Origin of the sequence: Pseudoalteromonas xiamenensis, from assembly GCF_017638925.1 — a bacterium.
Taxonomy (GTDB): domain Bacteria; phylum Pseudomonadota; class Gammaproteobacteria; order Enterobacterales; family Alteromonadaceae; genus Pseudoalteromonas; species Pseudoalteromonas xiamenensis.
On the sequence record NZ_CP072133.1, the window covers coordinates 3,147,633 to 3,170,363 of the forward strand.

Annotated in this window: 20 protein-coding genes, 4 tRNA genes and 2 pseudogenes; 7 read left to right on the forward strand and 19 right to left on the reverse strand. The window is 43.0% G+C overall.

Annotated elements, in window-relative coordinates:
* Positions 1-82: 82 nt before the first annotated feature.
* The 4 genes from J5O05_RS15215 to J5O05_RS15230 all read right to left on the reverse strand — a co-directional run bounded on the left by J5O05_RS15215 (position 83) and on the right by J5O05_RS15230 (position 464).
* Positions 83-159, reverse strand: a tRNA-Asn gene (locus J5O05_RS15215).
* A gap of 29 nt (positions 160-188) precedes the next feature.
* Positions 189-265 (reverse strand) — tRNA-Asn (locus J5O05_RS15220).
* 22 nt (positions 266-287) lie between these two features.
* A tRNA-Asn gene (locus J5O05_RS15225) sits at positions 288-364 on the reverse strand.
* 23 nt (positions 365-387) lie between these two features.
* Positions 388-464, reverse strand: a tRNA-Asn gene (locus J5O05_RS15230).
* A gap of 1,063 nt (positions 465-1,527) precedes the next feature.
* Between J5O05_RS15230 and J5O05_RS15235 the strand changes: the two genes are divergently transcribed.
* Both J5O05_RS15235 and uvrB read left to right on the forward strand, forming a co-directional pair.
* Positions 1,528-2,898, forward strand: a complete 1,371-nt coding sequence (locus J5O05_RS15235; protein WP_208842789.1) for an MATE family efflux transporter — start codon at positions 1,528-1,530, stop codon at positions 2,896-2,898.
* Positions 2,895-4,893: pseudogene (gene uvrB, locus J5O05_RS15240) on the forward strand (excinuclease ABC subunit UvrB). The gene J5O05_RS15235 and the pseudogene uvrB overlap by 4 nt, the downstream one beginning before the upstream one ends.
* On the opposite strand, the gene J5O05_RS15245 reads toward uvrB, so the two are convergent.
* The 5 genes from J5O05_RS15245 to J5O05_RS22905 form a co-directional block, all read right to left on the reverse strand.
* Positions 4,880-5,647 (reverse strand): substrate-binding periplasmic protein, encoded by a 768-nt coding sequence (locus tag J5O05_RS15245; RefSeq protein ID WP_208842790.1) that lies wholly within the window; start codon positions 5,645-5,647, stop codon positions 4,880-4,882. The pseudogene uvrB and the gene J5O05_RS15245 sit on opposite strands and share 14 nt — an antisense overlap.
* Positions 5,648-5,777: 130 nt before the next feature.
* On the reverse strand, positions 5,778-6,317 hold the full coding sequence (locus tag J5O05_RS15250) for a hypothetical protein (RefSeq protein ID WP_208842791.1): 540 nt from the start codon (positions 6,315-6,317) through the stop codon (positions 5,778-5,780).
* 112 nt (positions 6,318-6,429) lie between these two features.
* The gene (locus J5O05_RS22560; protein WP_280117660.1) at positions 6,430-6,876 is read right to left on the reverse strand and encodes an HDOD domain-containing protein; all 447 of its coding nucleotides are present in this window, start codon (positions 6,874-6,876) and stop codon (positions 6,430-6,432) included.
* Complete coding sequence (locus J5O05_RS22900; protein WP_425281519.1) at positions 6,797-6,964, reverse strand: hypothetical protein; 168 nt, start codon at positions 6,962-6,964, stop codon at positions 6,797-6,799. Before J5O05_RS22900 ends, J5O05_RS22560 begins: the two co-directional genes overlap by 80 nt.
* Positions 6,891-7,280 (reverse strand): HDOD domain-containing protein, encoded by a 390-nt coding sequence (locus tag J5O05_RS22905; RefSeq protein ID WP_425281503.1) that lies wholly within the window; start codon positions 7,278-7,280, stop codon positions 6,891-6,893. Before J5O05_RS22905 ends, J5O05_RS22900 begins: the two co-directional genes overlap by 74 nt.
* Positions 7,281-7,466: 186 nt before the next feature.
* Between J5O05_RS22905 and J5O05_RS15260 the strand changes: the two genes are divergently transcribed.
* Together J5O05_RS15260 and J5O05_RS15265 are read left to right on the forward strand one after the other, a co-directional pair.
* Positions 7,467-9,026, forward strand: a complete 1,560-nt coding sequence (locus J5O05_RS15260) for an AbgT family transporter (protein ID WP_208842792.1) — start codon at positions 7,467-7,469, stop codon at positions 9,024-9,026.
* A 205-nt stretch (positions 9,027-9,231) separates the two neighbouring features.
* A complete protein-coding gene (locus tag J5O05_RS15265) occupies positions 9,232-10,413 on the forward strand; it encodes a M23 family metallopeptidase (RefSeq protein ID WP_208842793.1) in 1,182 nt (393 codons plus the stop codon).
* A 56-nt stretch (positions 10,414-10,469) separates the two neighbouring features.
* Here the strand turns inward: J5O05_RS15265 and J5O05_RS15270 are convergent, their stop codons facing one another.
* The 4 genes from J5O05_RS15270 to J5O05_RS15285 all read right to left on the reverse strand — a co-directional run bounded on the left by J5O05_RS15270 (position 10,470) and on the right by J5O05_RS15285 (position 13,573).
* Complete coding sequence (locus J5O05_RS15270; RefSeq protein ID WP_208842794.1) at positions 10,470-12,356, reverse strand: DEAD/DEAH box helicase; 1,887 nt, start codon at positions 12,354-12,356, stop codon at positions 10,470-10,472.
* 139 nt (positions 12,357-12,495) lie between these two features.
* Positions 12,496-12,759 carry a GrxA family glutaredoxin gene (locus J5O05_RS15275; RefSeq protein ID WP_208842795.1) on the reverse strand — a complete coding sequence of 88 codons (264 nt, stop codon included), beginning with the start codon at positions 12,757-12,759 and terminating at the stop codon, positions 12,496-12,498.
* Positions 12,760-12,856: 97 nt separating this feature from the next.
* The gene (gene ppiC, locus J5O05_RS15280; RefSeq protein WP_280117662.1) at positions 12,857-13,135 is read right to left on the reverse strand and encodes a peptidylprolyl isomerase PpiC; all 279 of its coding nucleotides are present in this window, start codon (positions 13,133-13,135) and stop codon (positions 12,857-12,859) included.
* Between the two features lie 180 nt (positions 13,136-13,315).
* A complete protein-coding gene (locus J5O05_RS15285; protein ID WP_208842796.1) occupies positions 13,316-13,573 on the reverse strand; it encodes a cytochrome b in 258 nt (85 codons plus the stop codon).
* Positions 13,574-13,804: 231 nt separating this feature from the next.
* On the opposite strand from J5O05_RS15285, the pseudogene J5O05_RS15290 reads away from it, so the two are divergent.
* Positions 13,805-14,756: pseudogene (locus J5O05_RS15290) on the forward strand (IS110 family RNA-guided transposase).
* A gap of 2 nt (positions 14,757-14,758) precedes the next feature.
* Here J5O05_RS15290 and J5O05_RS15295 read toward each other — a convergent pair.
* The 5 genes from J5O05_RS15295 to olsF form a co-directional block, all read right to left on the reverse strand.
* Positions 14,759-15,064 carry a cytochrome b gene (locus tag J5O05_RS15295; RefSeq protein WP_208842797.1) on the reverse strand — a complete coding sequence of 102 codons (306 nt, stop codon included), beginning with the start codon at positions 15,062-15,064 and terminating at the stop codon, positions 14,759-14,761.
* Between the two features lie 127 nt (positions 15,065-15,191).
* Entirely contained in the window at positions 15,192-16,031 is an 840-nt protein-coding gene (locus J5O05_RS15300; protein ID WP_208842798.1) for a LytR/AlgR family response regulator transcription factor, read from the reverse strand.
* Between the two features lie 136 nt (positions 16,032-16,167).
* Positions 16,168-18,261, reverse strand: a complete 2,094-nt coding sequence (locus J5O05_RS15305; protein WP_208842799.1) for a TonB-dependent receptor plug domain-containing protein — start codon at positions 18,259-18,261, stop codon at positions 16,168-16,170.
* A 108-nt stretch (positions 18,262-18,369) separates the two neighbouring features.
* Positions 18,370-18,858, reverse strand: coding sequence for a TlpA family protein disulfide reductase (locus J5O05_RS15310; RefSeq protein ID WP_208842800.1), 489 nt, complete (start codon positions 18,856-18,858; stop codon positions 18,370-18,372).
* A gap of 72 nt (positions 18,859-18,930) precedes the next feature.
* Positions 18,931-20,649, reverse strand: a complete 1,719-nt coding sequence (gene olsF, locus J5O05_RS15315) for a bifunctional ornithine lipid synthase OlsF (RefSeq protein ID WP_208842801.1) — start codon at positions 20,647-20,649, stop codon at positions 18,931-18,933.
* Positions 20,650-20,777: 128 nt separating this feature from the next.
* Between olsF and J5O05_RS15320 the strand changes: the two genes are divergently transcribed.
* A complete protein-coding gene (locus J5O05_RS15320) occupies positions 20,778-21,698 on the forward strand; it encodes a 2-hydroxyacid dehydrogenase (protein ID WP_208842802.1) in 921 nt (306 codons plus the stop codon).
* A gap of 175 nt (positions 21,699-21,873) precedes the next feature.
* Positions 21,874-22,026, forward strand: a complete 153-nt coding sequence (locus J5O05_RS15325) for a hypothetical protein (protein ID WP_208842803.1) — start codon at positions 21,874-21,876, stop codon at positions 22,024-22,026.
* 83 nt (positions 22,027-22,109) lie between these two features.
* On the opposite strand, the gene smrA is transcribed toward J5O05_RS15325, so the two are convergent.
* Positions 22,110-22,694, reverse strand: coding sequence for a DNA endonuclease SmrA (smrA, locus tag J5O05_RS15330; RefSeq protein WP_244369654.1), 585 nt, complete (start codon positions 22,692-22,694; stop codon positions 22,110-22,112).
* Between the last annotated feature and the right edge of the window lie 37 nt (positions 22,695-22,731).

Consider the following 22,731-nt stretch of genomic DNA (forward strand, 5'->3'; position numbering starts at 1 on the left):
ACGTTGAACGGTTGCTTGAATCCCATTAAAACTAGAGTAGGGTAGTTGAATTTATTGAGAAAGTCTAACAAAAACTTTGGATTGGCTCCCCCTCCCCGACTCGAACGGGGGACCTGCGGATTAACAGTCCGTCGCTCTAACCAACTGAGCTAAGGGGGAATCGAAATGCTTTAGAGAAGAGTAGTAGTTGGCTCCCCCTCCCCGACTCGAACGGGGGACCTGCGGATTAACAGTCCGTCGCTCTAACCAACTGAGCTAAGGGGGAACTACTAAAAACATTAAAACGGTGGCTCCCCCTCCCCGACTCGAACGGGGGACCTGCGGATTAACAGTCCGTCGCTCTAACCAACTGAGCTAAGGGGGAATCGTTTTAATTGTGTTGAAATTTGGCTCCCCCTCCCCGACTCGAACGGGGGACCTGCGGATTAACAGTCCGTCGCTCTAACCAACTGAGCTAAGGGGGAAGCGTGATGTCTTTCAACGGAGCGAGATATTAATGACAGCACTTAGGTGTGTCAACCATAAAAGTAATCAGACCCCAAAAAAAATGTTTATTCGCTGTTTTTGTGTTCGATTTGATTCTTATTAATGCAAACAGAGAGGTAAGAGGAGGGATCTTTTCGTTTATTTATGACAAGTTAACGATCAAAAACGGTTCTTGGATAAAGTTTTCTATCTTTTTTGTGTCATTGGGAAACAATTTTTAATCAGTGTCACAAAAAAGTATGTTTTATATGAATGCGAGTGTACTAAGTCTAGTTTTAGGAATTTCGCAAGAAAATAGCTGAGCAAAATATAGACAGTGTTTTTCGATTTAAGCTGGTGAAGCTAGGCTATTTTTGCCTTGAAAATGCATTAGCTATGTCATAATGAAAAATTAAGTTAATAAAAACAAAGTATTAAATTAAGCTAATCCGACATAAACTTTTAATTGAAACGACATACTAGGAAAAATATGCACATTAATGATGCAATTTTACGAACTTTAGAGTGCCGCTATTGTTTCTTATTGATCGCAATTTGAGCATTTGAGGATCAAGGGATCTTTCTCAAACCCTTAAGTTTTCTGACTTGTAAAGAGTTATCCACTATTTCTGTGGATAACCTTGTTTATTGTTTTTTTAAAAGCGGTTTTAGCCCACGTCTGGCTTGCGATAGAAGCGATGCAAGTATTTTTTACGCTTTTTTTTACGTATGTAAAAACAATAACTTAGATTACTCGTTCATTCTTAGTTAATCTTCGAGAGGTCAATCTCTTTGTTGCTTTATTTTTGCACTGCTATTGTGCAAAAATAAGTCGTCGAATACCATTTTTTGTAAATTTTTTGACATAAATCTAAATGTATCGGTTTACTCAAATAATGCCTGTGAAATGTCAGTTTTAATACTAATTCGAACTTTTGCATTATTTTGGGATTGTTGCTAATGGTGAACATATCTGTTTCTCTGTTATTTACCGATAGATCGTAGCCTACCCAAAGATGATCCTTTAGAATGCACTTTGCCTTATAAATGCGCGACAGACTCATGACAAAAAACGCCAACTACAGCAAAATCTTACACGGTGACATCGCTAAAACGCTTAAAGATATGACCATTCCGATGATCTTTGGAATGATTACTCTGATGATGTTTAATCTTGTTGATACATTCTTCATCAGTATGCTCGGTACAGAACCGCTAGCAGCAATCAGTTTTACGTTTCCTGTGACTTTCACTGTAATCAGTTTGGCGATTGGTCTTGGGATCGGTACTTCAGCAGTCATTGCAAAAGCGCTCGGTAGTGCGGATATTGAAGAAGCGCGATTCGATGCATTCGTCGCGTTGGTGTTGTCCGCGATTTTGGTCATTGCGCTTTCAGCCATTGGTTTTCTACTTATCGATTTTCTATTTTCTTTGCTTGGTGCCCATGAAAATGTCATGCCGTATATCCATGAATACATGGAAGTGTGGTTTTTAGGGAGTGTCTTTTTAATCACACCTATGATTGGCAACTCAGTGTTACGGGCGAACGGTGATACTAAGACGCCAAGTATTGTAATGGGTGGGGCGGGCATTATTAATGCGGTATTAGATCCAATTCTGATTTTCGGATTCGGTCCAATCGAAGCGATGGGCGTGCGAGGCGCAGCTGTGGCGAGTGTGTTGTCATGGACGGTTGCCGTTGTGATCATTTTACATTTGCTTATCCGTAAAAAGAAATTAGTAAGCTTATGCCGTCAAGATCGCTCGGTCATTGTTGCGGTGAAAAAGATTTTAAAAATTGGAGTCCCAGCGGCGGGGGCGAATATGTTAACGCCAGTAGCGATGGCAGTGATGACGGCGGTCATTGCGGGATTTGGTCCTGCGGCCGTGGCAGCTTACGGTGTAGGCAGTCGTATAGAATCTATAGCAAGTCTCGTTATTTTAGCGCTTTCAATGACGTTACCCCCTTTTGTTAGTCAAAACTTTGGTGCTAAACAATATGACAGAGTGCTCGGTGCATACACGACGTCGATAAAGTTTGTGTTGGGTTGGCAGCTTCTGATTTATGTGTTGCTCGTGGTTTGTAGTGGGTTGATAAGCCACACGTTTGCGACGGAAGCGGAAGTACAGCGCGTTATTGTGTTGTTTATCACGACATTGCCGCTCAGTTACGGCTTGCAAGGGGTGATTATTTTGACGAACTCTTCGTTTAACGCGCTTCATAAACCGATGAATGCTTTGATGTTAAGTGTGGTTAGGTTGTTCGTGTTTTACGTCCCATTTGCGTTTATCGGAAGTCATTTTGGCGGTCTTCACGGTTTGTTTATCGGCGCAGCCATTGGTAACTTATTTACAGCGGCTATCGCGTTTGGCTGGTTCAACAAAACCTTGGCCTCCATTCAATCTGCAGATTTGAAGGAGTGTAACTCGTGATAGATAAGTTTGATCTCGTTTCGCCGTTTTCGCCAAGTGGTGATCAGCCTACTGCGATTGCTCAGCTTTGTGATGGCATTGATTCAGGACTTGCACACCAAACTTTACTTGGCGCAACGGGAACCGGTAAAACGTTTACGATGGCAAACATCATCGCGAATACAAACCGACCGACTATCATCATGGCACACAACAAAACGTTAGCGGCACAGTTGTATGGTGAAATGAAGGAATTCTTTCCGAATAATGCGGTGGAATATTTTGTTTCTTACTACGATTATTATCAGCCAGAGGCTTATGTTGTCGCGAGTGATACGTTTATTGAGAAAGACGCGTCAATCAACGAACACATAGAACAAATGCGTTTATCGGCGACCAAAGCGTTGTTAGAACGACGCGATGCAATTATTGTTGCGTCCGTGTCTGCAATATATGGTCTTGGCGATCCTGATTCGTACATGAAGATGATGCTCTTGTTAAAAGTGGGCGAAACCGTTGACCAACGTGCTATTTTAAGGCGTCTAGCCGAACTTCAATATACGCGCAACGATTTAGATTTTAGTCGAGGTACTTATCGCGTGCGTGGCGAGGTAATCGATATTTTCCCCGCTGAATCGGATTCTTACGCCGTGCGAGTCGAATTATTCGATGATGAAATCGAACGGATCAGCCATTTTGACCCACTGACGGGCAGTGTCGAAAAACACGTAGTGCGCGCAACGATTTATCCTAAAACACACTATGTTACGCCACGCGAAAAAATTCTCGATGCGATTGACCAAATTAAAGCTGAATTGAAAGAGCGACGAGTCTCAATTACTAGACGCTAATAAGCTGATAGAAGAACAACGTATAGCACAGCGTACGCAATATGATATCGAAATGATGGTAGAACTGGGGTACTGCTCAGGTATCGAAAACTACAGCCGTTACTTGTCTGGCAGATCATCGGGCGAGCCACCACCGACGCTTTTGGATTATTTACCCGATGATGCGCTCATGATCATCGACGAGTCGCACGTAACGGTATCGCAAATTGGCGCGATGTATCGAGGTGATAGAAGCCGAAAAGAAAACCTCGTGGAATATGGTTTTCGACTGCCGTCTGCACTAGATAACCGCCCTTTGAAATTTGAAGAATTTGAAGCGATTGCGCCGCAAACCATTTATGTTTCAGCGACGCCGGGTGATTTTGAATTAGAGCGTTCTTCTGGAGAGATTGCAGAGCAAGTGATCCGTCCAACAGGTCTTCTAGACCCACAGATTGAAGTACGTCCAGTCACCACTCAAGTCGATGATTTACTCTCAGAGATTTATAAGCGCGTAGCCGTTCAAGAACGAGTGTTGGTTACGACGCTCACCAAACGCATGGCTGAAGATCTGACCGATTATTTAAATGACCATGATGTTAAAGTTCGTTATCTGCATTCTGACATTGATACGGTTGAACGGATGGAGATCATTCGTGATTTGCGAGCTGGTGTGTTTGATGTGTTAGTGGGTATTAACTTACTTCGAGAAGGTTTAGACATGCCAGAAGTGTCTCTGGTTGCAATCTTAGACGCTGACAAAGAAGGTTTTTTACGTTCCGCAAGATCGCTCATTCAGACGATTGGCCGTGCAGCGCGTCATTTGAATGGCAGAGCGATTTTGTATGGCGATGTCATTACTAAATCTATGCAAAAGGCAATTGAAGAAACGGAGCGACGCCGTGCTATTCAGCAAGCTTACAACGAAAAGCATGGGATAACGCCGACCGCACTTGTGAAGAAAATCACGGACGTTATGGACACTGGACACTCAGTATCAGGCGAAAAGGTCACGAAAACTAAAGGTAAAGTGGCAAAAGCCGTCTCAAGTGCGAAATCGATTGCAGATCAAATTAAAGATTTGGAAGCCAAGATGCTTAAGCATGCACGAGACTTGGAGTTTGAGCAAGCAGCTAAATTACGTGATGAAATTCACGAGTTGCAACAGCAGTTCATTCAGTCCTAGAATACAGCAACGATGGTGGCAGGGCGCGACGACAGCGTTCCTGCTGATTTAAATTGGCGCTAAGTCTTTCGTAGGCCGATTCCAGCTTGGCAATTAACGTTGGGTCTGAATTTATATTGGCTGCCAAATACGTCCTGCGACTGAGTTCATCAACCTTTAAGATGGATTGCCAATGGCCCTCTAATTGCAACATGGTGACCACCCCTTCAAAGAACTGTTCTGCGCCAAAGAGCAGGTCAATACGTCCTTTTTCAAGCATGCCAGCACCTTGCTCGTGACTCGCTAGCACCACTAAATTTTTATCCAGTGTAAATCCTTTTGCCAGTAAATAGGATTCAGAAGGCTGACCCGCGGCAACGGCGACAACGTATTTCTTGGCATCTTCTAGCGTTTTAATCACGATGTCGTCGCGGTCTGTTAACCGATAGAAAGCGACATCGATTGAACACAGCGGTGCAATCCAATGAAAACTAGGCTCGCGCTCCTGCGTACGGGCGAGGGAATAAATCAGGCTATTCTCGTATTTTGCCACGTTTGTGGTACTTCTAAACCAAGGCAGTAGATGAATTTGGTAGGGGAGCTGCGCTTCTTCTAAGATTTCTTTAACCATAGCTGTGGCAACGCCGCCCACTTTACCGGGGGAAATAAGAGTTTGATAAGGTGGAAATTCTTCCGTGTAGATATCTAGTCTTTGTTTAACATCCGCTGTCGCTGAACAAGCCAGTACAAAGAAAAACACAAGACTACAGCGCACAGAATGACTCTTTAAATATTATGTCTCTACACAGTGTAGTTGAAATAATCAAAGCCGCAGTTGAGAAATTGGCAAATTCATAGAGAACCGTCAATTTCTCGATTTTTCTAAATCGCTGGGCAGTTAAAAACTAGAGCTGTGCTTCGCTGATTTCTCCGCGTTGGTATTTTATTTCTTGGTCGATGTCTTTCCTAAGATCTTGGAGTAAGTCGATGTACATTTCTTGTCTGAACAACATGACCTTTTTAGCATTTATGGCAAATTCATTGACCTCATTTAGAGTGTTTTTTGATAGATGCTTAACCGTGTGCGATTGTGCGACGAACGTCGTCAAAAATTCAGGATAAGGAAGAGGGTTGTTCACCCAGTAAGTTGTAAGTTCCGTGCTTGGTAGGTTCTTGGCATTTTCTAGCAGCTTTTCACTAAACGTTTGGACGAGTTCTATTTGTGCTTTTGTTGCGTCCAATTGTTTTATGAGGTTTTCTTTTTCCTGTTGCTCCTGTTCATAATTACTAGCGGCAATCGCGAGCAAAACACCTACTAATGTAGCAGCTAGGGTCAGGAAAAAATTAACACCGGTATGATACCGCTTAATAAACGCCTGTGTCACAGGCAAAAACGTAACGCTGCCTAACAAACAGATAAGAAGGGTGATTATAATATAACTCATTGGGTTTATTAAAAATTAAAAGTAGCAAAGTACCTCAAATGACACTAAATACCAATGAGTTTATCAATAATGAAATCACGCCTATGATGTAGGTGGTTAAAAAGCTAACGTTCTAATGGTGTAGTAAGTAGTCTTCCGCATCCTCTTTGATGTCTTGGTAATCATCGTCATCCAGTTCAAGTACTGCTAACACCGTGGCTTTCATATAGGGCCAGTCTGGAGAGGCAACAAAGCGCTTATGCGTATGGACGATATTTTCGGCCATTTTAAGTGCCGCCAGGCTCATTAGGATTTCAGGATCATTACGCTCGTCAAACATGGTTCTGTCATGGTGTCGTAAAATAAGATTGCACATGGATTTGGGTAAATTCCACTGACTACCTAAATAGAAACCGACGACGGCGTGGTTGGTACGATAGTGTTGTTCTTCATGTTCAACCAGCGTCATGTCGTAATCTCGATTCGCTGCGCCAAGCACTTTAACGTAGTCGTTGTAGTTCATTGCCATCGCAGGGATCCCTGCATCGTGGAAGAGTTCCCAAAAGATGTAAATTCTCAACAGGCACTTTTGATTTAATCTTTTGACCAATGATGGTTGCAACCGCCGCAATTTCGCTGGCTGTATCCCAGAATCGTTCGAGTTTGATACAGCATTTTTTCTGCTCGAATGCTTGTTGTAGTAAAAAGCCTGTTACTAATTGTGTGATGCTGTCGGTTCCCCAAAAACATAACGGCTTGGCGGATATCCGTGATGGTTCTTGCAAGGCCATAGCAGGGCGAGTTGATCACTTTGAGTACGGCGGCCGACGTTGCGACATCGTTTGCTATCAATTTTGCTACTTGATTCAGCTCTGGGGCAGCTTGCGCTAGTTCGTGTTGTAACGCGGTCAGTAACTCCGGCTTAGGAGGGATATTAAATCCTTCTTTTATGTCTTTTAAAATTTTTTCATCGACGCTAATCATGATGGTGCTCCTTTCGAACTGTGTCCATTTTAGCGAAGTCAAAGCAGCAAAATATTGAGGTATGACAAGTTTCTCTGTATTGGTTTCTGTGGATTCGTCTCAACGTGTTGTTAATATGGGGAATTTCGTTGCCTTTTTATGAATCCCTGAGCTAATGTAAACGCAGTACCATTTTGAGGCGTTTTTATGGCTAATAACAGCGAACAATTAACTTCAAGACCCGAGCCGGTTAGTTTTGTGCAACGATGCCTTAATAGCATCGAACACGTAGGCAATAAGTTACCTGATCCTGCGATGATTTTTTTGTTTGCGATGATCCTTATATGGGTGTTGTCGTGGGTGTTTTCGGGTACTCAATTTGACGCCATTGATCCGCGAACGGGTCAAAGCATTGTTGTTCATAACCTCTTGTCAGGCGCCGCGTTGGCTGATTTTCTGGCATCCATGGTTAAAACCTTTACTGGCTTTGCGCCGCTTGGGGTTGTGTTAGTTGCAATGTTAGGGGTGGGTGTTGCGGAACATTCTGGGTTTATCAACGCTGGACTAAAGCTTATGCTAAAGCGTACGCCACAAGCGTTGTTGACACCTTCAGTCGTTCTTATTGCGATTGTTAGCCACACGGCAACGGATGCAGGTTATGTACTCGTTATACCGCTTGCTGGTGTTATTTATTTTGCAATGGGGCGACATCCACTTGCTGGGATAGCTGCAGCTTTTGCTGGGGTCAGTGGTGGCTTCAGTGCGAATTTTATTCCTTCCGGTATTGACCCTCTACTTCAAAGTTTTACGCAAAGTGCTGCGCAAATTATAGATCCTGAAATAGCCATTAATCCTTTGAATAATTGGTTCTTCACTTCTGCGTCAAGCTTATTTATTGTGCTTTTAGGTTGGTACATTACCGATAAGATTATTGAACCACGTTTACAGGCAGTTAAAATCGATGGCGACAAAGAGAACCTACCTGTTTTTGCCGAAATTACGCAAAAAGAGCGTAACGCTTTTTATGTTTCAAGTGCGGTGATGTTGCTGGGGCTTGCTTTATTGTATTTTGCAGCAAGTAGTCCGGATTCACCTCTTCGAGCGCCTAACGGGCAACTCTCTGATTTTAAAGCACCACTCATGCAATCAATCGTACCTTTGATATTTTTACTATTTTGGGTGCCGGGTATCGTTTTCGGTTTTTTAGTGGGGACGTTCAAGTCGTCCAAAGACATGGTGCAAGCCATGAGTAAGTCAATGTCAGGTATGGCATATTACATTGTAATGGCGTTTTTCTGTGCGCTGTTTATCGCGGCTTTTGCGAAATCCAATTTAGGGGCGTTGTTAGCAATTGAAGGAGCTCAAGTTTTGAAGTCGCTTTCGCTTCCAAGCACCGTCACTATCGTTGGCATTATTCTTCTGACTGCGTTTGTGAATCTATTTGTTGGGTCTAGTTCGGCTAAATGGGCGCTATTAGGACCGATATTTGTGCCGATGTTAATGCAACTTGGGATCTCACCGGATTTAACGCAAGCGGCCTATCGAATAGGGGACTCTAGTTCAAACATTGTTACCCCGCTCATGCCTTATTTCCCTTTAGTTGTCGTGTACTGCCAAAAATACGTGAAAGACACGGGGATAGGGACGCTTATCGCGCTAATGTTACCGTACAGTATTGCGTTTTTAGTAGGTTGGACCGTATTGTTGCTCGGTTATTGGATGCTAGGGATACCACTTGGTTTGCAATCTAGTTATGTGTATCCGTAGTTAATCGCCATTCAGAGAGCGGCGTAAATCACGCCGCTGATGACTTAAATCACACAGCTGCATGCTAGTGTAAAGTAGTCTGTACAAAAATTGGCCAAATTGATTTTCTTAAATTTTACATAAATTTTACATCAAGCTTTTCTTTGCGTAGTTTTTTAGTTGACCCTAATTTAGGGTTTCATAAAACAACATGTAAGGAAATAGGATGAAAGCAACTTCTATGCTGGCACTGCTCGGCATCTTTTCTGCAGGTTCCGCTTTGGCGGAAGGTCAACATCACCGTGAGCAACACTTCCAGTTTACGGCAGATAAACTTGAGCGTTTAGTGATGCCAAGCCCGATAATGCTCAATACCGACGAATTAGTGTTTAATGACGCTTTGGCGAAAATTGATTGGAGTGACTTTTTAGAAAAGCACACCCCGTTTTCGAAAGAAGAACACGAAGCGATCTTGAACTTTGCCGGCCACTACAGTATCAACCCTGCTGTGTTGGTGGCATTGATGGAAGTCGGCAACCATACCTTGAGCGCAATAACTGATGAAAAACGTCTTCAGCCTTTTGGTACGCTCTCAGATAAAGTCGGCTTTAACGAGCAGCTTGAGGATGTTGCGGGCTTTATCACACAGCGTTTGTATGCATATAAAGCATTTGAAATTGAACAGACCAGCGCGAACCATTCAATTAATCGTAAAACTTCGGCAGGCAATGTCGCGATTGCTTCATTTTTAGAACGCCAAAACAACAGTAACGTTCTGGCTGACTTAGTGACTGAGTACAATCGTTACTATGAACTGCTTGGTCACTCACTGACCGAAAAAGTGACTGTGTCAAAAAAAGCGGCTGATATGACAACTCAAGCGGCTAGTTTTTCGATGATGTTGCCGTGGCCTTATGGCAACGGATGGTACAGTGGTGGTGCGCATTCTAATACGGGTTCTGGTTACCCTTACTCATCGCTTGATTTCAACAATGGTTCGGGTGGTTGGGGAAGCAATACTCCTTGGGTGCAAGCTTCTCATTCAGGGACGGTGACTCGATTCTCAAGCTGCAATATTCGCGTGACGCATGAAAGTGGTTATGCAACTCAGTACTATCACATGGACAGTTTGCAATATCAAAGCGGTGATAGGATCAATCAAGGTGTTTGGCTTGGTCGTTACGCCAGTAATTATAATCAAGCGCTTTGCCAAGGTGGACAATCAAGTGGGCCACACGTCCATTTTTCATTGCTGCAAAATGGGTACTTTGTCTCGCTTCACAATCAATACATCAGTGGTTATCGCATAGATGTTGGTAACAGCAACTACGATGACAACTGCAACAACTTCTATTTTGAGCGTAATGGATATCGTACTTGCGCTTGGCGTAGGCTATACAACAATTAGGTTGAATGTAGTTGAAAAATAAAAACCCCAGCCAAGGCTGGGGTTTTTAATCTTGATTAGCTAAAGCTAACGACTTTACGTTCTTTACGTGGACGACGTTCTTGACGTTGACCACGATCACCTCGGTCGTTTCTCTCGCCACGGTCACTGCGTGGACCACGTTGCTCTGAGCGTGGCGCTCTGAAGTTACGCTTTTCACCACCTTCACGGTTTGTATCCGCAGGGTGCGTGCTTTTTGTTAACTTCATAGGACGTTGGCAGATAACTACATTTTGGAAATGAGCTAATACGTCTGCTGGCATATCCTGTGGCAACTGCACTGTACTGTGCTCATCAAACAAACGGATGTCGCCGATGAACTTGCTAGAAATATCTGCTTCGTTCGCGATTGCACCAACGATGTTTTTAACTTGAACACCGTGATCACGACCTACTTCAATACGGTAAGTATCCATAGGCGTGTCCGATTGACTGTTGCGTCCACGACGCTCGCCACGTTCACCACGTTCACCACGTTCACCACGTTCGTCGCGCTCGCCGCGTTCACGACCACGACGGTCACCACGTTCATTACGCTCACCACGAGCACCATCTCTAGCACCATCACGTGAACGTTCACGCTTAATTGCAATTTCTTCTACTTTTAACGGAGAAGATTGCTGTGCTAAACCAAGTAACGTGCCTGCTAGTGTTGCAACATCGATTTCCAATTTCTCAGCAAGTTCAGTTGCTACAGTATTGAAAAACTCGATGTCTTTGTGTTCAAGCATCGCAGCAAGTTTAGTTTGAAGAACGTGCTTACGCTTTTCTTCAACCAATTTCGCGCCAGGTAGTTCAACCTTTGCGATCTCAGATTTAGTGTGACGTACGATGTTCTTAAGAAGGTAACGCTCAGAGTTCTTAACGAACAAAATTGCCTTACCAGAACGACCCGCACGGCCAGTACGACCAATACGGTGTACATAAGCTTCACAGTCTTGCGGAATATCATAGTTGATAACAAGGCTTAGACGCTCTACGTCAAGACCACGTGCTGCAACGTCCGTCGCAATCACGATATCAACTAAACCGCTTTTCAAACGCTCAATTGTACGCTCACGTGCTTGTTGGTTCATGTCACCATTAAGTGGTGCAGCATTGAATCCTTCGTGCTCAAGTAGTTCAGCAAGTTGAACGGTATCGTTACGAGTACGTACGAACACAATTGCGCCATCGTATTCTTCCGCTTCTAAGAAACGAACGATCGCTTTGTTCTTGTGTACATCCGCGTGCCAATACACTTGTTCAACAGTTGAAACTGTTGAGTTGCGTGGAGAAATACGAATTTGCTCCGCGTTATCTAAGTATTTTGAACAGATCGATTGGATCTGTTTTGGCATAGTCGCCGAGAATAAGCATGTTTGCTTTTCTTCAGGCGTCTTTTCCATGATGTTTTCAACATCTTCAATAAAGCCCATACGAAGCATTTCGTCTGCTTCGTCTAATACCAATGCTTTCAAGTCTGACAAATCAATGGTTTTACGGTTGATGTGGTCAATTAAACGACCTGGTGTTGCTACGATAATTTGTGCACCACGACGTAGAGCACTTAATTGGATACCGTAGCTTTGGCCACCATACAACGCCAAAACTTCTACACCTTTGGTGTATTTCGCATAAGCTTCAAACGCTTCTGCTACTTGGATTGCCAACTCGCGAGTTGGCGTTAAAACTAAAATTTGTGGTTGCTTGACGGATGCGTCGATATTATTTAACAACGGCAATGCAAATGCTGCTGTTTTCCCCGTACCCGTCTGCGCTAGTCCCAGCACGTCCTTTCTTTCTAGCAATAACGGAATACATTGAGCTTGGATTTCAGATGGCGTCTTATATCCTAACTCTTCAACTGCTCTCAAAATTGCAGGAGAAAGATTCAAAGATTCAAACGTAACTGGTTCTGACATTAATGCGCCTCAACGATTTTAAAGAGGCGCGCATTGTACAGGAATGAAACAACAAAAGCTTGTATAAAATAGGATTATTTTATATGTGGTTGTTATTGGTCAAAATTTAATCAGTTTGACTTTTTCAAAACCGATAAAATTATTGGTAAAGCCCTAAATTCGCCTTTGCGTAAGCTTCAAAGTCTGTAAAACCGCCGATATGGTCTTGGTCTACAAAAATTTGAGGAACGGTAGGGCAAGGTTTACCAGCTGACTTTTCTAAATCGGCTTTACTCACGCCTTCGGCGATGATGTCTACGTATCGATAATTGAAGTCATCACGCTCATTCTTTAAACGCTCAGCTAAATCTTTTGCTCTTACGCAATACGGGCAGCCTTCACGGCCAAAAATTACTGTAAACATGTTCTCTCCATTTAGTATTCAATCACTGGACACAGTGTAGCGTAATTCTTTGTCAGCAAAAGCGAATTAAAACGATAGTTTTAATTCAAAAAAGCGATTAGTTCCGATATACCGTTTTGATCAGGTGATAGCCAAATTGGGTTTTCACGGGACCATGTACTTCAAACAATGGCTTTTTAAACACTACATCATCAAATGGTTTAACCATGTCACCTTGGTTAAATTCACCTAAGTCGCCACCACGTCTTTTCGACGGGCATGTAGAATGTTGCTTTGCGAGCTTATTGAAGTCAGCACCTTTCGCTAATTTCTCTTTTAATTCTAGGCAAAGTTTTTCACTTTTGACGAGGATGTGGTAGGCACAAGCTCTTGGCATGATGTAATTCCAAATAACATAGGATAGTAATCCCAAATTTTACCAGACTCAGGATGTTGGTTGAATCGCAATTGTGAGGTTAACCCCAAGGGGAGTACACGGTGAATTCAGTTTATTGCTTTTCTCAAGCGCTGTGGGGACTGCGCTTGAGAAAAAATAAGTGGTAGCGCAAAATGTAGATCAAACACGCCCTAACATTCGCAGAAGTGTGGCATCTTTATCAACAAAATGATGTTTCAGTGCAGCAGCGATATGTCCAACCACAAGAGCTAAAAGAAAATATCCATTGATGGTATGAACTTGAGCACCGAAGTCAGATATCCCTTGATGGTATGCGATAATACCGTTGTCAGTATGTTGGCTCGGAATAAGTGGCACACCGAAAACATCTACGCCATAACCACCGAAGCCTGAAAACAGGAGTCCGCTGAGTGGCATTGTATGGATAATACACCCATCTTAATTACTCTTTTTATACCGATTTAGGGTAAGGTGAGGCCCAAGCTTTAGCTGCAACTAAAGCCTTCTTTTACAGTAGTTCGATTGAGTGATGGCTCCTCCATTGAGAGACCGATAACAAGAAAGAACGCTGTAAAAGACTCCAAGCATCACACTCGAATAGTCTACTGGGCCTCGAGTCTCGCATTATGCAAGCAAGAGTTAGCTTATATGAACACGAAACCAAATCAAAGCATTAACATTGGCGTTGATACCGGTAAATTTAAACTTGATATTTACATCCGTCCGCTGGATATCTACTTCACCGTTTCTAACGATGACAAAGGGATTAAAGAAGCTATTAGCAAGATTAAAAAGCACCAGCCTGAGCGCATTATTATTGAAGCAACAGGTCGCCTTGAAATGTCATTCATTATGGCATGCGCTAAAGCTGGTTTACCTTTTGTAATTGCCAATCCTGTCCACGTAAAACGCTTTGCCGGGGCGATTGGTCAACGTGCAAAAACCGATAAACTCGATGCTAAGCTGATAGCCCATTATGGCGAGGCTATTAAACCTGCACTCTCTCAGCTCAAGCCTGAGAATATGCAGCTTATGAGTGATTTAGTCGCGCGTAGAAATCAATTGCTCGTTATGCAAACTATGGAGAAAAATCGACTCCAAATCTTGCCAAAAGAACTCGCTACAACGATTAAACCTATCCTGACTGCATTTAAAAATCAGATAGCTAAAATAGAAAGTAAAATCGTCAAATTAATCGAGTCATGCCCTGAATATCAAGCAAAAAATCATCTACTTCAAAGTATGAAAGGGATCGGTAAAATAGCTGCTGCATCCATCATTAGTAACCTACCTGAGACTCGGTTATATGACCAATAAACAAGCATCCGCATTAGTGGGGGTTGCACCAATAAACCGAGAAAGTGGTCGCTTTAAAGGGATGCGAAAAATACAAGGTGGGCGTCATCAAGTGAGGACCGTTTTATACATGGCCATGATGTCGGCAATACAATCTAACCCGGTTTTTAAAGGCCAATATCAAAAACTAGTGGCCGCCGGAAAACCGAAGAAAGTAGCACTCATTGCCTGTGTTAGGAAGATGATTGTTATCTTAAATTCGATGCTAAGAGACGGGGTAATTTGGGAAGCGCCAAAAGTCTAAATTTAACTATTGACGCCATAGTCTCTTGTTAGGGTGCTGGCTAGCAGTAGCCAATGAGCGTATTTAGCCACCTTATGCTGCCAATTAGGCGTTTGTTCTACAGGCAGCGGCATACCTTGTTTTAGGCGCATGACAACACGCGGTATAATGACGAATAACGCAAGTACGCCAAGAGCTTTGTGAATTGGGTAAAGCGGCCAAATTTCAAACTGCGCCATCGTGATTCCGACCCCAAGTAGTCCTACCATGATAAGGGCAATCACCCAATGATAGAAACGGGCTGATGCCGATACGGTATGTGAATTCATCTCAGTATTCCTAGTTTTAGTTAGCGGAATATGACGATAACCGTGAATCGGTGTTTAGCTGATGAAAATGGGGTGTTTACTCGCACTTTGGGACAAATGGCGTATGCATCACCGTTCGTCCCATGATTTAGGGATAAGTGGTGACGTATTGATGTGCTTGTGCGCGCTGTGATTTACTGACTGGAACAGATTGTCCATTACGAAGTCGAATGAGCCCGTGTCCAGCTCGTTCATTGAGCACGGTTTCGCAATGAGTTAGGTTCACTAAATACGAGCGATGACTTCTAAAGAACTGGTGTGAAGGCAACAGAGTCTGTAGTTCTTTCATGGTTGCTCGTACTAATACATTCCCATCATTGGTAAATAGGTCTACGTAGTTGCCTGAGGCCTGAGCGTAGTGAATATTATCTATCTCAATAAGGCGACCATCGAGTGTAATGGTTGTTCTTGCTTCATCAGGTTCATGCGTTGGCGGTGAAACACTGGCTTGGTTTTCTTGAGTGGTTTCACTGTTTGTGGCTTGATGAGGACAAGGAAGTGCTTTATTCGCTTTAGCATGAAAACGCCACAATAAGTAAATCGCGATGTAGGCAATTGTGTGTTTGTGCCAATTAAAGAAAAGGAACTCTTGCCAAGAGACGCTTTGTTCGCTGCCGAGTGTAAGTAATACATTGAATATTAGGGCAATGGGTATGTAGACAAATCCTAACAGTACACCCTTAGATACGTTGAATAACGATACTGGTTGTATCGTTCGACAAAATAACGGGGTTAAAACAAGCCAGATCCCATATTCTCGAAGTGCCCAAAATAACGATGCGGCGAAATCAGCGCGCTCTTTAGCGATAAAAACACTGTAAATGGTGCAGTTTGTACAAATGATACAAAGCAGCAGACTCCAACACAGCAAAAGCCATTGATAATCTTTTAGACGGACAAGTCGTTTGCTGAAGTGCGTTAATGCCATGATTGCCAATTACCGTATTCTAAATGACGTAAACGACAACATGATAAAGGTATGGGGAGCTTGGTTCAATCATACCTGTTAAGGTAACTAATCGTGTAAAAAAGGGAGAACGAGTCTCCCTTGAGGGTTGCTCATACTAAAATTTGAAGCTGTAACCAATGGACGGTCGCATCGCGAAATCATCTTCCTCTTCTTTGATGATGAGGTCACTGGTCGAATGGACTTTGTCGTAGTCTAAATCGATGTAAGCGATATTTTCTTGTCCATAGGCATTCATTAACTCAAAAACAAGTTTACCATCAAGACCAAACCAATCTGTCTTTCGCTCAGCTCGTATGTCTAAACGATGTGACAAATCGTGGCGTTTTGAAAAGGGTTCACCGTATACCGGAAGAAAATGTCCAGGAAAGTCAGGGTTTTCTCGAACGGCAACAATAGGCGTGTAAGCTTGCCCACTTCGCGCCGTAAAGTTAAAGCCAATATTCCAAATTTCATTTATGTCATATTGTACAACGGCGTTGATCACTAAAGGTGTATCTGCAAAGTAATCTCGGGTTGTGTTGGTTGGTAATTCCGTACGTTCACTCTTTGACGCGCTTATTGCGAGCCAACCGTACCAGTTATCCGTTTTGTTTTTGTTGATAAGTAGGTCAACACCGTAGGCTTTTCCTTCTACATCGTTACTGTAAAGCGCTGAGTTTGGTGTTGAACTTGTGTCTAGTGCATACGGCAAGTCTTTCATGGTTTTGTAGTAGGTTTCTAAAGACCAAGACCATTCGTTTGCTAATTGTTGTTTGTAGCCAAGCGTTAAGTGCTGTGCTTGTTGTGATTTAAGTGCCGGGTTACCAACTTCTGGCAGTAAATAGTTGATGTCTTGCTCACGATTGTAGGCACCCGCTTTTACACTAATCGTTTGTGTTGGAGATAAAAAGTAATCTACGGCGACCCTAGGGGCAACGAAGTTTTCCTTTGAGTACTGATAGCGAGTAAACTGAACGCCGACATCCGTTTGCCATTTGTCATTTGGGTTCCACACGTGTGCGAGGCTACCACGTATGATGTCGTGTGAGGCCTCTTGAGTGCCATTAATGCGTTCGCGCTTATTGATATCACAATCTGGGTCTTGTTCCGTACAGACGTATAAAAACGTGTCGTAATTAAACGTTGTTTGGTTATCTTCATAAGCAGCATCAGCAACTAAGCGATGTTCGTTAGTAAATCGATAGTTGACGCGAGTTTTAAGGGTGTTTTTCCTGAATTTGGCTTGTTCGAAATAACCATCAGTTAGGGTGGCTCGTTTACCATAGGCCAGTTTTTCATCACTAGAAAGCGTGCCTAAACCGGTTTTTACGTATAACTTTTTGCTGAAATATTCCCACAGTACAGACTGGCTATTGAACTTACGAATGAATCGAGCATCTCCCTGAAACTCAGGCGTTTTCTGAGCAAGATCTGCCCGTTCGTTAAAGCCCGCGGCGGCAGAGTCTTCCGCTCCTGTGACGCTAAAAGACAAGACATTATGGTCATTCATGTCCCACACCCATTTGCCTTGATAATCATAATCATCAGGCGCTTCATTCACGATGACACCGGTTTTTTCACCATCATCATCTTCAAGTTCTTCGCCTTCTTTGAAGAATATCGGCAGCATACTTTTACGATAAGAGAAATAGAAAGCACTGTTTTCAGTGGCTTGACCTTCGATAAATGCCCCCGCATTTAACATGCTTAAGTCGACGGTGGTGGTGATTGGTTGATATTTAGGGTTGCGGAGTGAAACGTCAAACACGGCACCCGTTACGTTCCCATAAGATGCGCCATAGCCCGCAGAATAAAGTTGGAAATCCTGCACCAAATTTTTGTTAAAAATTGAACTACCAAAGTCGTGGAAAATATAGCCAGCAGGCATAAAGTCCACTTCGAAAATATTGTCATCTGGTGAGGAACCTCGCACAGCAGGCGCTCCCATCGCACCGCCCGCGCCGACTACACCGGGAAGTGCAAAGGCTGCGCTTAATGGATCACCCATAGCACCTGGCATATCCATCAGTTTTTGGGCATCTTCGGTGATTTCACTCGTTATGCTACTGCGTTTGTAAATGACTTCAACGCGTTCCATGCTTTTTTGAGACGCGCGTGTTTGACCATCTTCTTCGGCTGCAACAATTGAAGTGAAGCATGTACAGGCAAGTACAATGGCTTGTGTAATGGGAGAGAAAGACGTTTTCATGATTTTTCCTTGAACCAATGCTGAATAACCTTATTTTATTCAAGGAAACACGTTTAAATATTTGATAAAGATGTGTTTAAGTGTGCGAATTCATTACAAATTCTCACATTATTGAACTCGACTTCGGATACGTAGGCCGACCTCACTGCTGTAACCGACGCTTTTTGCAGTGATTTTTAGGCGTTCGTTAATAACATAGTAAGAAGGAAACGCGGTCACTCGATAATCATCGGCCGTTGTTTCGGTGCCGAGTAGTATTGGCATGGTCAATGATAATGATTTGGCAAATGCATTGACTTCGTCTTGGCTGTCGTAATTCAGAGCGATTGCAATGGCGTTAACCTCGCCTTGTACATAAAGCTTTTCTAAATTTGGCATGCTATAACGACAAATGCGGCACCAAGGTGCAAAGAAATAGACGACAGTTTGTTTACCTCGCAGTGCTTTTAGCGTGATTCGAGAAGCAGGGTTTTGAAGCGTCGATAAATTGAAATAAGGTGCTGGAGAGTCGTTGGTGGTCAACATGTCTTTGCTTTGCCACCACGAAAGTCCGATGAAAACCAGAATGATAAGTAAATACTGTAGAACGGACTTCATAATGTTTATCGATAAAAAAACGCCATTTGCTTATCGCAAATGGCGTTTGTAATTGCAAGTGGAATCGTTTGGTTAACTCTTCACATCCCCAAGGTACCGTTTCGCTTTGTTCGCTTTAATACCTTGTAAATCAACAAGTACAAGGCCATCAATACAGTTATTAAACTCTGGATCGATACTAAAACTCAAAAAACTCACGCCGTTGGGTTCACACAATTCAGTGTATTGCTTGAAAAGAGTCGGAACCTGAGCACCCATATTACCTAAGATATATTTCAGTTCTGCGAAATCTTCTTTCATGTCATCGCCAGCAAAAACTTGCTTGCAATATTCTAACTGTAATGGCGTGAGTTTGAATTCATGATTTGGCTTAGCTAAGGCATTTTGATTGCCATAATAGTGTTGGTAATAGTGTACAAGCAGTGCTTTGGCGTCTTCGGGAAGCGCATTAGACAAACTTACCGCACCAAACAGATAGCGATGTTCAGGGTAGCGTTTTATAAATGCACCAATGCCATACCAAAGATAGTCTAAGCTTTTTCTGCCCCAATACTTAGGCTGGACGAAACTACGACCGAGTTCTAGTCCTTCTTTAAAGTAGGGTGCCATATTGTCTGAGTATTGAAAGAGTGTGTCGGTGTATAACCCTTCTTTACCATAGAGTTCGAGCACTTTCGCGCTGCTGGCGAAGCGATAGGCGCCAACAAGTTCGAGTTGGTTCGCATCCCATAACAAAAGATGGATGTAGTGCATATCATACTTATCAGTATCTCGGCGTTTTCCACTGCCTTCACCAACAGCTCGAAATGCGACTTCGCGTAGGCGGCCCAATTCGCGGAAAATAGTAGAACTACCTTGATAATTGTATAAATAAATGTGCATGCCATCTTGTGTCTCGCCAATACGCTCACACGCTTCAATTGCTTTTTTAAGCTCTTTGCGACATTCAGGCTGTGCGATTGGCGATTGTGTTTTTAGCGGCAGACTTTTTTTCGAACCTAAACGGTACAACTGTTTGCGGATGAGATTCACAATCTCTTTGTCATCTACGCCGCCTACTTGATAAGACTCTGGAGGAATACATGCGCCAATTTCAAATTCTAGCGATTTTTGGCGTTGCTTGAACATCTCTTTAACGAGCAACAGACTGGCAAGCGGTTTGTATATCATGGATGTGCCGTAAAACAACGGACTGTTTTTGGCTTTAACTAAGATGGGTAAAATCGGGCAATTGGCTTTTTTAGCCATACGTAAAAAGCCAGAATTCCATTTGCAATCTTTAACACCAGTTGGACTTAAGCGAGATACTTCACCCGCTGGGAATATCAACAAGGCACCATCATTTTTTAGATGGTTGTGAATGTTTGCGAGTTCTTGCTTTTTACTTGAGCCAGATAAGTTATCAACTGGAAGCAGTAATGAATGCATCGGGGTTAAAGACATCAGCATTCGATTGGCGACCACTTTAATATCGGGTCTAACTTTAGCTATCATACTGACTAGCGCGAGCGCATCAAGCGAACCGATAGGGTGGTTAGCAATGATAACGACTTTTCCTTCACTTGGAATATGCTCGACTTGTTTGGGCTTGAATCGAGCATCGAAATTTAACTCTTCCAAAACCTGTTCAACGAACTCCAGCCCTTGAAGATGAGGGTAAGTATCCGCAAATGCGACAAATTCTTGCTCGTGAAGTAGATATCCGAGGCCTTTTTTAACGAGTCCTTTTATTTTGGGAGAGTTTTCAAGTTGTGGTAAATTGGTTTCGATAACCTTATCGACGCTAAGCATACGGACCTCAAACATCGTAGAGAGAATGCTGCAAGCCTAAAAAGAACACATGACAAGCATGTTGCAAAAATGTGGCATTTTTTTGTCGATTGTAGCGGTGCTGGCGCTTAATTTCTTAGGAAACGACTATGTCATTGTTAGTTTGTGTACCAAATCGCGATAATTCCAAGCTGATTGATAAACTTCAACAACTCTTGCCTGACACCGATATTCAAATATGGCCTGACATTACTTCCTTTGAAAAAATAGAAGTAGTCTTGGCTTGGAATGCGCCTTCAAGTCTTTGGTCTCAATTACCAAACCTGAAACTTGTCCAGTCTTACGGTGCTGGTGTAGACAGCATCGATTTTGACTCTTTGCCTGAGGGTGTGCAGGTTGCTCGCATCGTTGATACCAGTCTCGCGACTGATATGGCTGAATATGTTTTAACTCATGTGCTCGCGCATAAATTGCGCCTTTCCCAGTACATTCGTCAGCAAAAAGAGCAAATATGGAAACCAAACCGCGCATTCCCCCACAACAAGGTTGGTATTCTTGGGTTTGGGCAGTTAGGGCAAGCCGCTGCTGATAGGTTGTTACAAAATGGCTTTGAGGTGAGTGCGTGGTCTGCAAGTGAGAAACAGCATAATAAAGTGCATTGTGTTCATGGCCAGGAAGGACTGTGGTCACTCGTTGAGGCAGCCGATTACGTCGTATGTTTATTGCCATTAACGGAAGAGACAACGGGCATATTAAACCGAGACTTTTTTAGCAAAATGCCAGAACATGCTGTGCTGATTAATGTCGCGCGTGGTAAACATCTTGTCGAACAGGATTTAGTGGACGCATTGGATGCGGGGGAACTCCGAGCTGCAACATTGGATGTGTTTACCGTTGAACCTCTTGTGGCAGCACATCCATTCTGGTCGCATGAGAAAATAACGATCACACCACATGCCGCTGCTTTGACTTGCCTCAATACGGCTATCCACCAAATCGCTGAGAATGTATTGAACGTGGCATCGAATAAAGAAATTCAGCATTTAGTCGATAAAAGAAAAGGTTACTAGTCAGCGAAATTGATTCGGAAATATCGTTGCCTATTAGAAAACAATCGGTTTTATTGAGATTGCGCTTAAACTCACACTTAATTAGGTCAATTACTGTATAAAAAAACATATTGATGATTTTGTAACCATTAAGTAACGTAAGCGTGATAATAAAAATAAAATAAAGGTGCAAGCGATGAGAAACAACCAAGGTGGGGTTAAGTTCGGTTTTGTTCTGCTGTCTGTTTTAGTCCTCGGTGTCTCGGCTTGGTTTACCCAAGCACAGGCAAGTGAACTTCCAGCAAGTACCTCACACGTTAAGTTGAATCATCAAAAAAGCCACAATTAATTGTGGCTTTTCAATTTAATACTATTAAGTAAATTTATAGAGGTAGGCGTAAGCTCTTGCCCCTGATATCCTTTTCATTGAGATCATCGTTTTGCGTGAAGCTCTCTGTTTTCTGCTTTTTTCTCATCACTTTTTTTCAGTAAAACATACGCAGAGCCAGTTCCACCATGGCAGGCCATCGCACTGTGAAACGCGAGCACTTCAGGCATTTCCTGAAGCCATTTATTCGCGTAGCTTTTTAACACAGCTGGAAATGGTTTACTGTTGATCCCTTTCCCATGCCTTACAAGGATAACGCGAATATTACGCTGGTGGCAATCGCGGATAAACTCGAAAAGGGTTTGTCGTGCTTCTCGGAAGGGTTTGCCATGTAAGTCCAGCGTCGCATCAATTTGATACTTTGCCAATCGCAAATTTTTATAAACGCCATCTTGAACCCCTGATTTTTTGAAGGCCAAAACGTCATGAGGATCGAGAAAGTCAACGTATTCAGTAGACAAATAATTAGGATCGAACTCTAATTCTTTTTCCGCTGCTTCACGTCTTAGCAATTGTGATAGGGTTGGGTCGTGCTTTGCTTGTTTTAAGGCGACGTTGTTGTCCTTTGCTAAGGGAACGACATCGCCCATCGAAGCTAAAAAAGTTCTGAATCGGTCATCGCCATACAATCGCTCCAGATAAAAGCTCAGATGCGTTGATTTTAGC

Coding starts and splice junctions, on each gene's coding strand:
- J5O05_RS15235 (WP_208842789.1), top strand. CDS start 1,528: ATGACAAAAAACGCCAACTACAGCAAAATCTTACACGGTGACATCGCT.
- J5O05_RS15250 (WP_208842791.1), bottom strand. CDS start 6,317: ATGAGTTATATTATAATCACCCTTCTTATCTGTTTGTTAGGCAGCGTT.
- J5O05_RS22905 (WP_425281503.1), bottom strand. CDS start 7,280: ATGATTAGCGTCGATGAAAAAATTTTAAAAGACATAAAAGAAGGATTT.
- J5O05_RS15260 (WP_208842792.1), top strand. CDS start 7,467: ATGGCTAATAACAGCGAACAATTAACTTCAAGACCCGAGCCGGTTAGT.
- J5O05_RS15265 (WP_208842793.1), top strand. CDS start 9,232: ATGAAAGCAACTTCTATGCTGGCACTGCTCGGCATCTTTTCTGCAGGT.
- J5O05_RS15270 (WP_208842794.1), bottom strand. CDS start 12,356: ATGTCAGAACCAGTTACGTTTGAATCTTTGAATCTTTCTCCTGCAATT.
- J5O05_RS15275 (WP_208842795.1), bottom strand. CDS start 12,759: ATGTTTACAGTAATTTTTGGCCGTGAAGGCTGCCCGTATTGCGTAAGA.
- ppiC (WP_280117662.1), bottom strand. CDS start 13,135: ATGCCAAGAGCTTGTGCCTACCACATCCTCGTCAAAAGTGAAAAACTT.
- J5O05_RS15285 (WP_208842796.1), bottom strand. CDS start 13,573: ATGCCACTCAGCGGACTCCTGTTTTCAGGCTTCGGTGGTTATGGCGTA.
- J5O05_RS15295 (WP_208842797.1), bottom strand. CDS start 15,064: ATGAATTCACATACCGTATCGGCATCAGCCCGTTTCTATCATTGGGTG.
- J5O05_RS15300 (WP_208842798.1), bottom strand. CDS start 16,031: ATGGCATTAACGCACTTCAGCAAACGACTTGTCCGTCTAAAAGATTAT.
- J5O05_RS15305 (WP_208842799.1), bottom strand. CDS start 18,261: ATGAAAACGTCTTTCTCTCCCATTACACAAGCCATTGTACTTGCCTGT.
- J5O05_RS15310 (WP_208842800.1), bottom strand. CDS start 18,858: ATGAAGTCCGTTCTACAGTATTTACTTATCATTCTGGTTTTCATCGGA.
- olsF (WP_208842801.1), bottom strand. CDS start 20,649: ATGCTTAGCGTCGATAAGGTTATCGAAACCAATTTACCACAACTTGAA.
- J5O05_RS15320 (WP_208842802.1), top strand. CDS start 20,778: ATGTCATTGTTAGTTTGTGTACCAAATCGCGATAATTCCAAGCTGATT.
- J5O05_RS15325 (WP_208842803.1), top strand. CDS start 21,874: ATGAGAAACAACCAAGGTGGGGTTAAGTTCGGTTTTGTTCTGCTGTCT.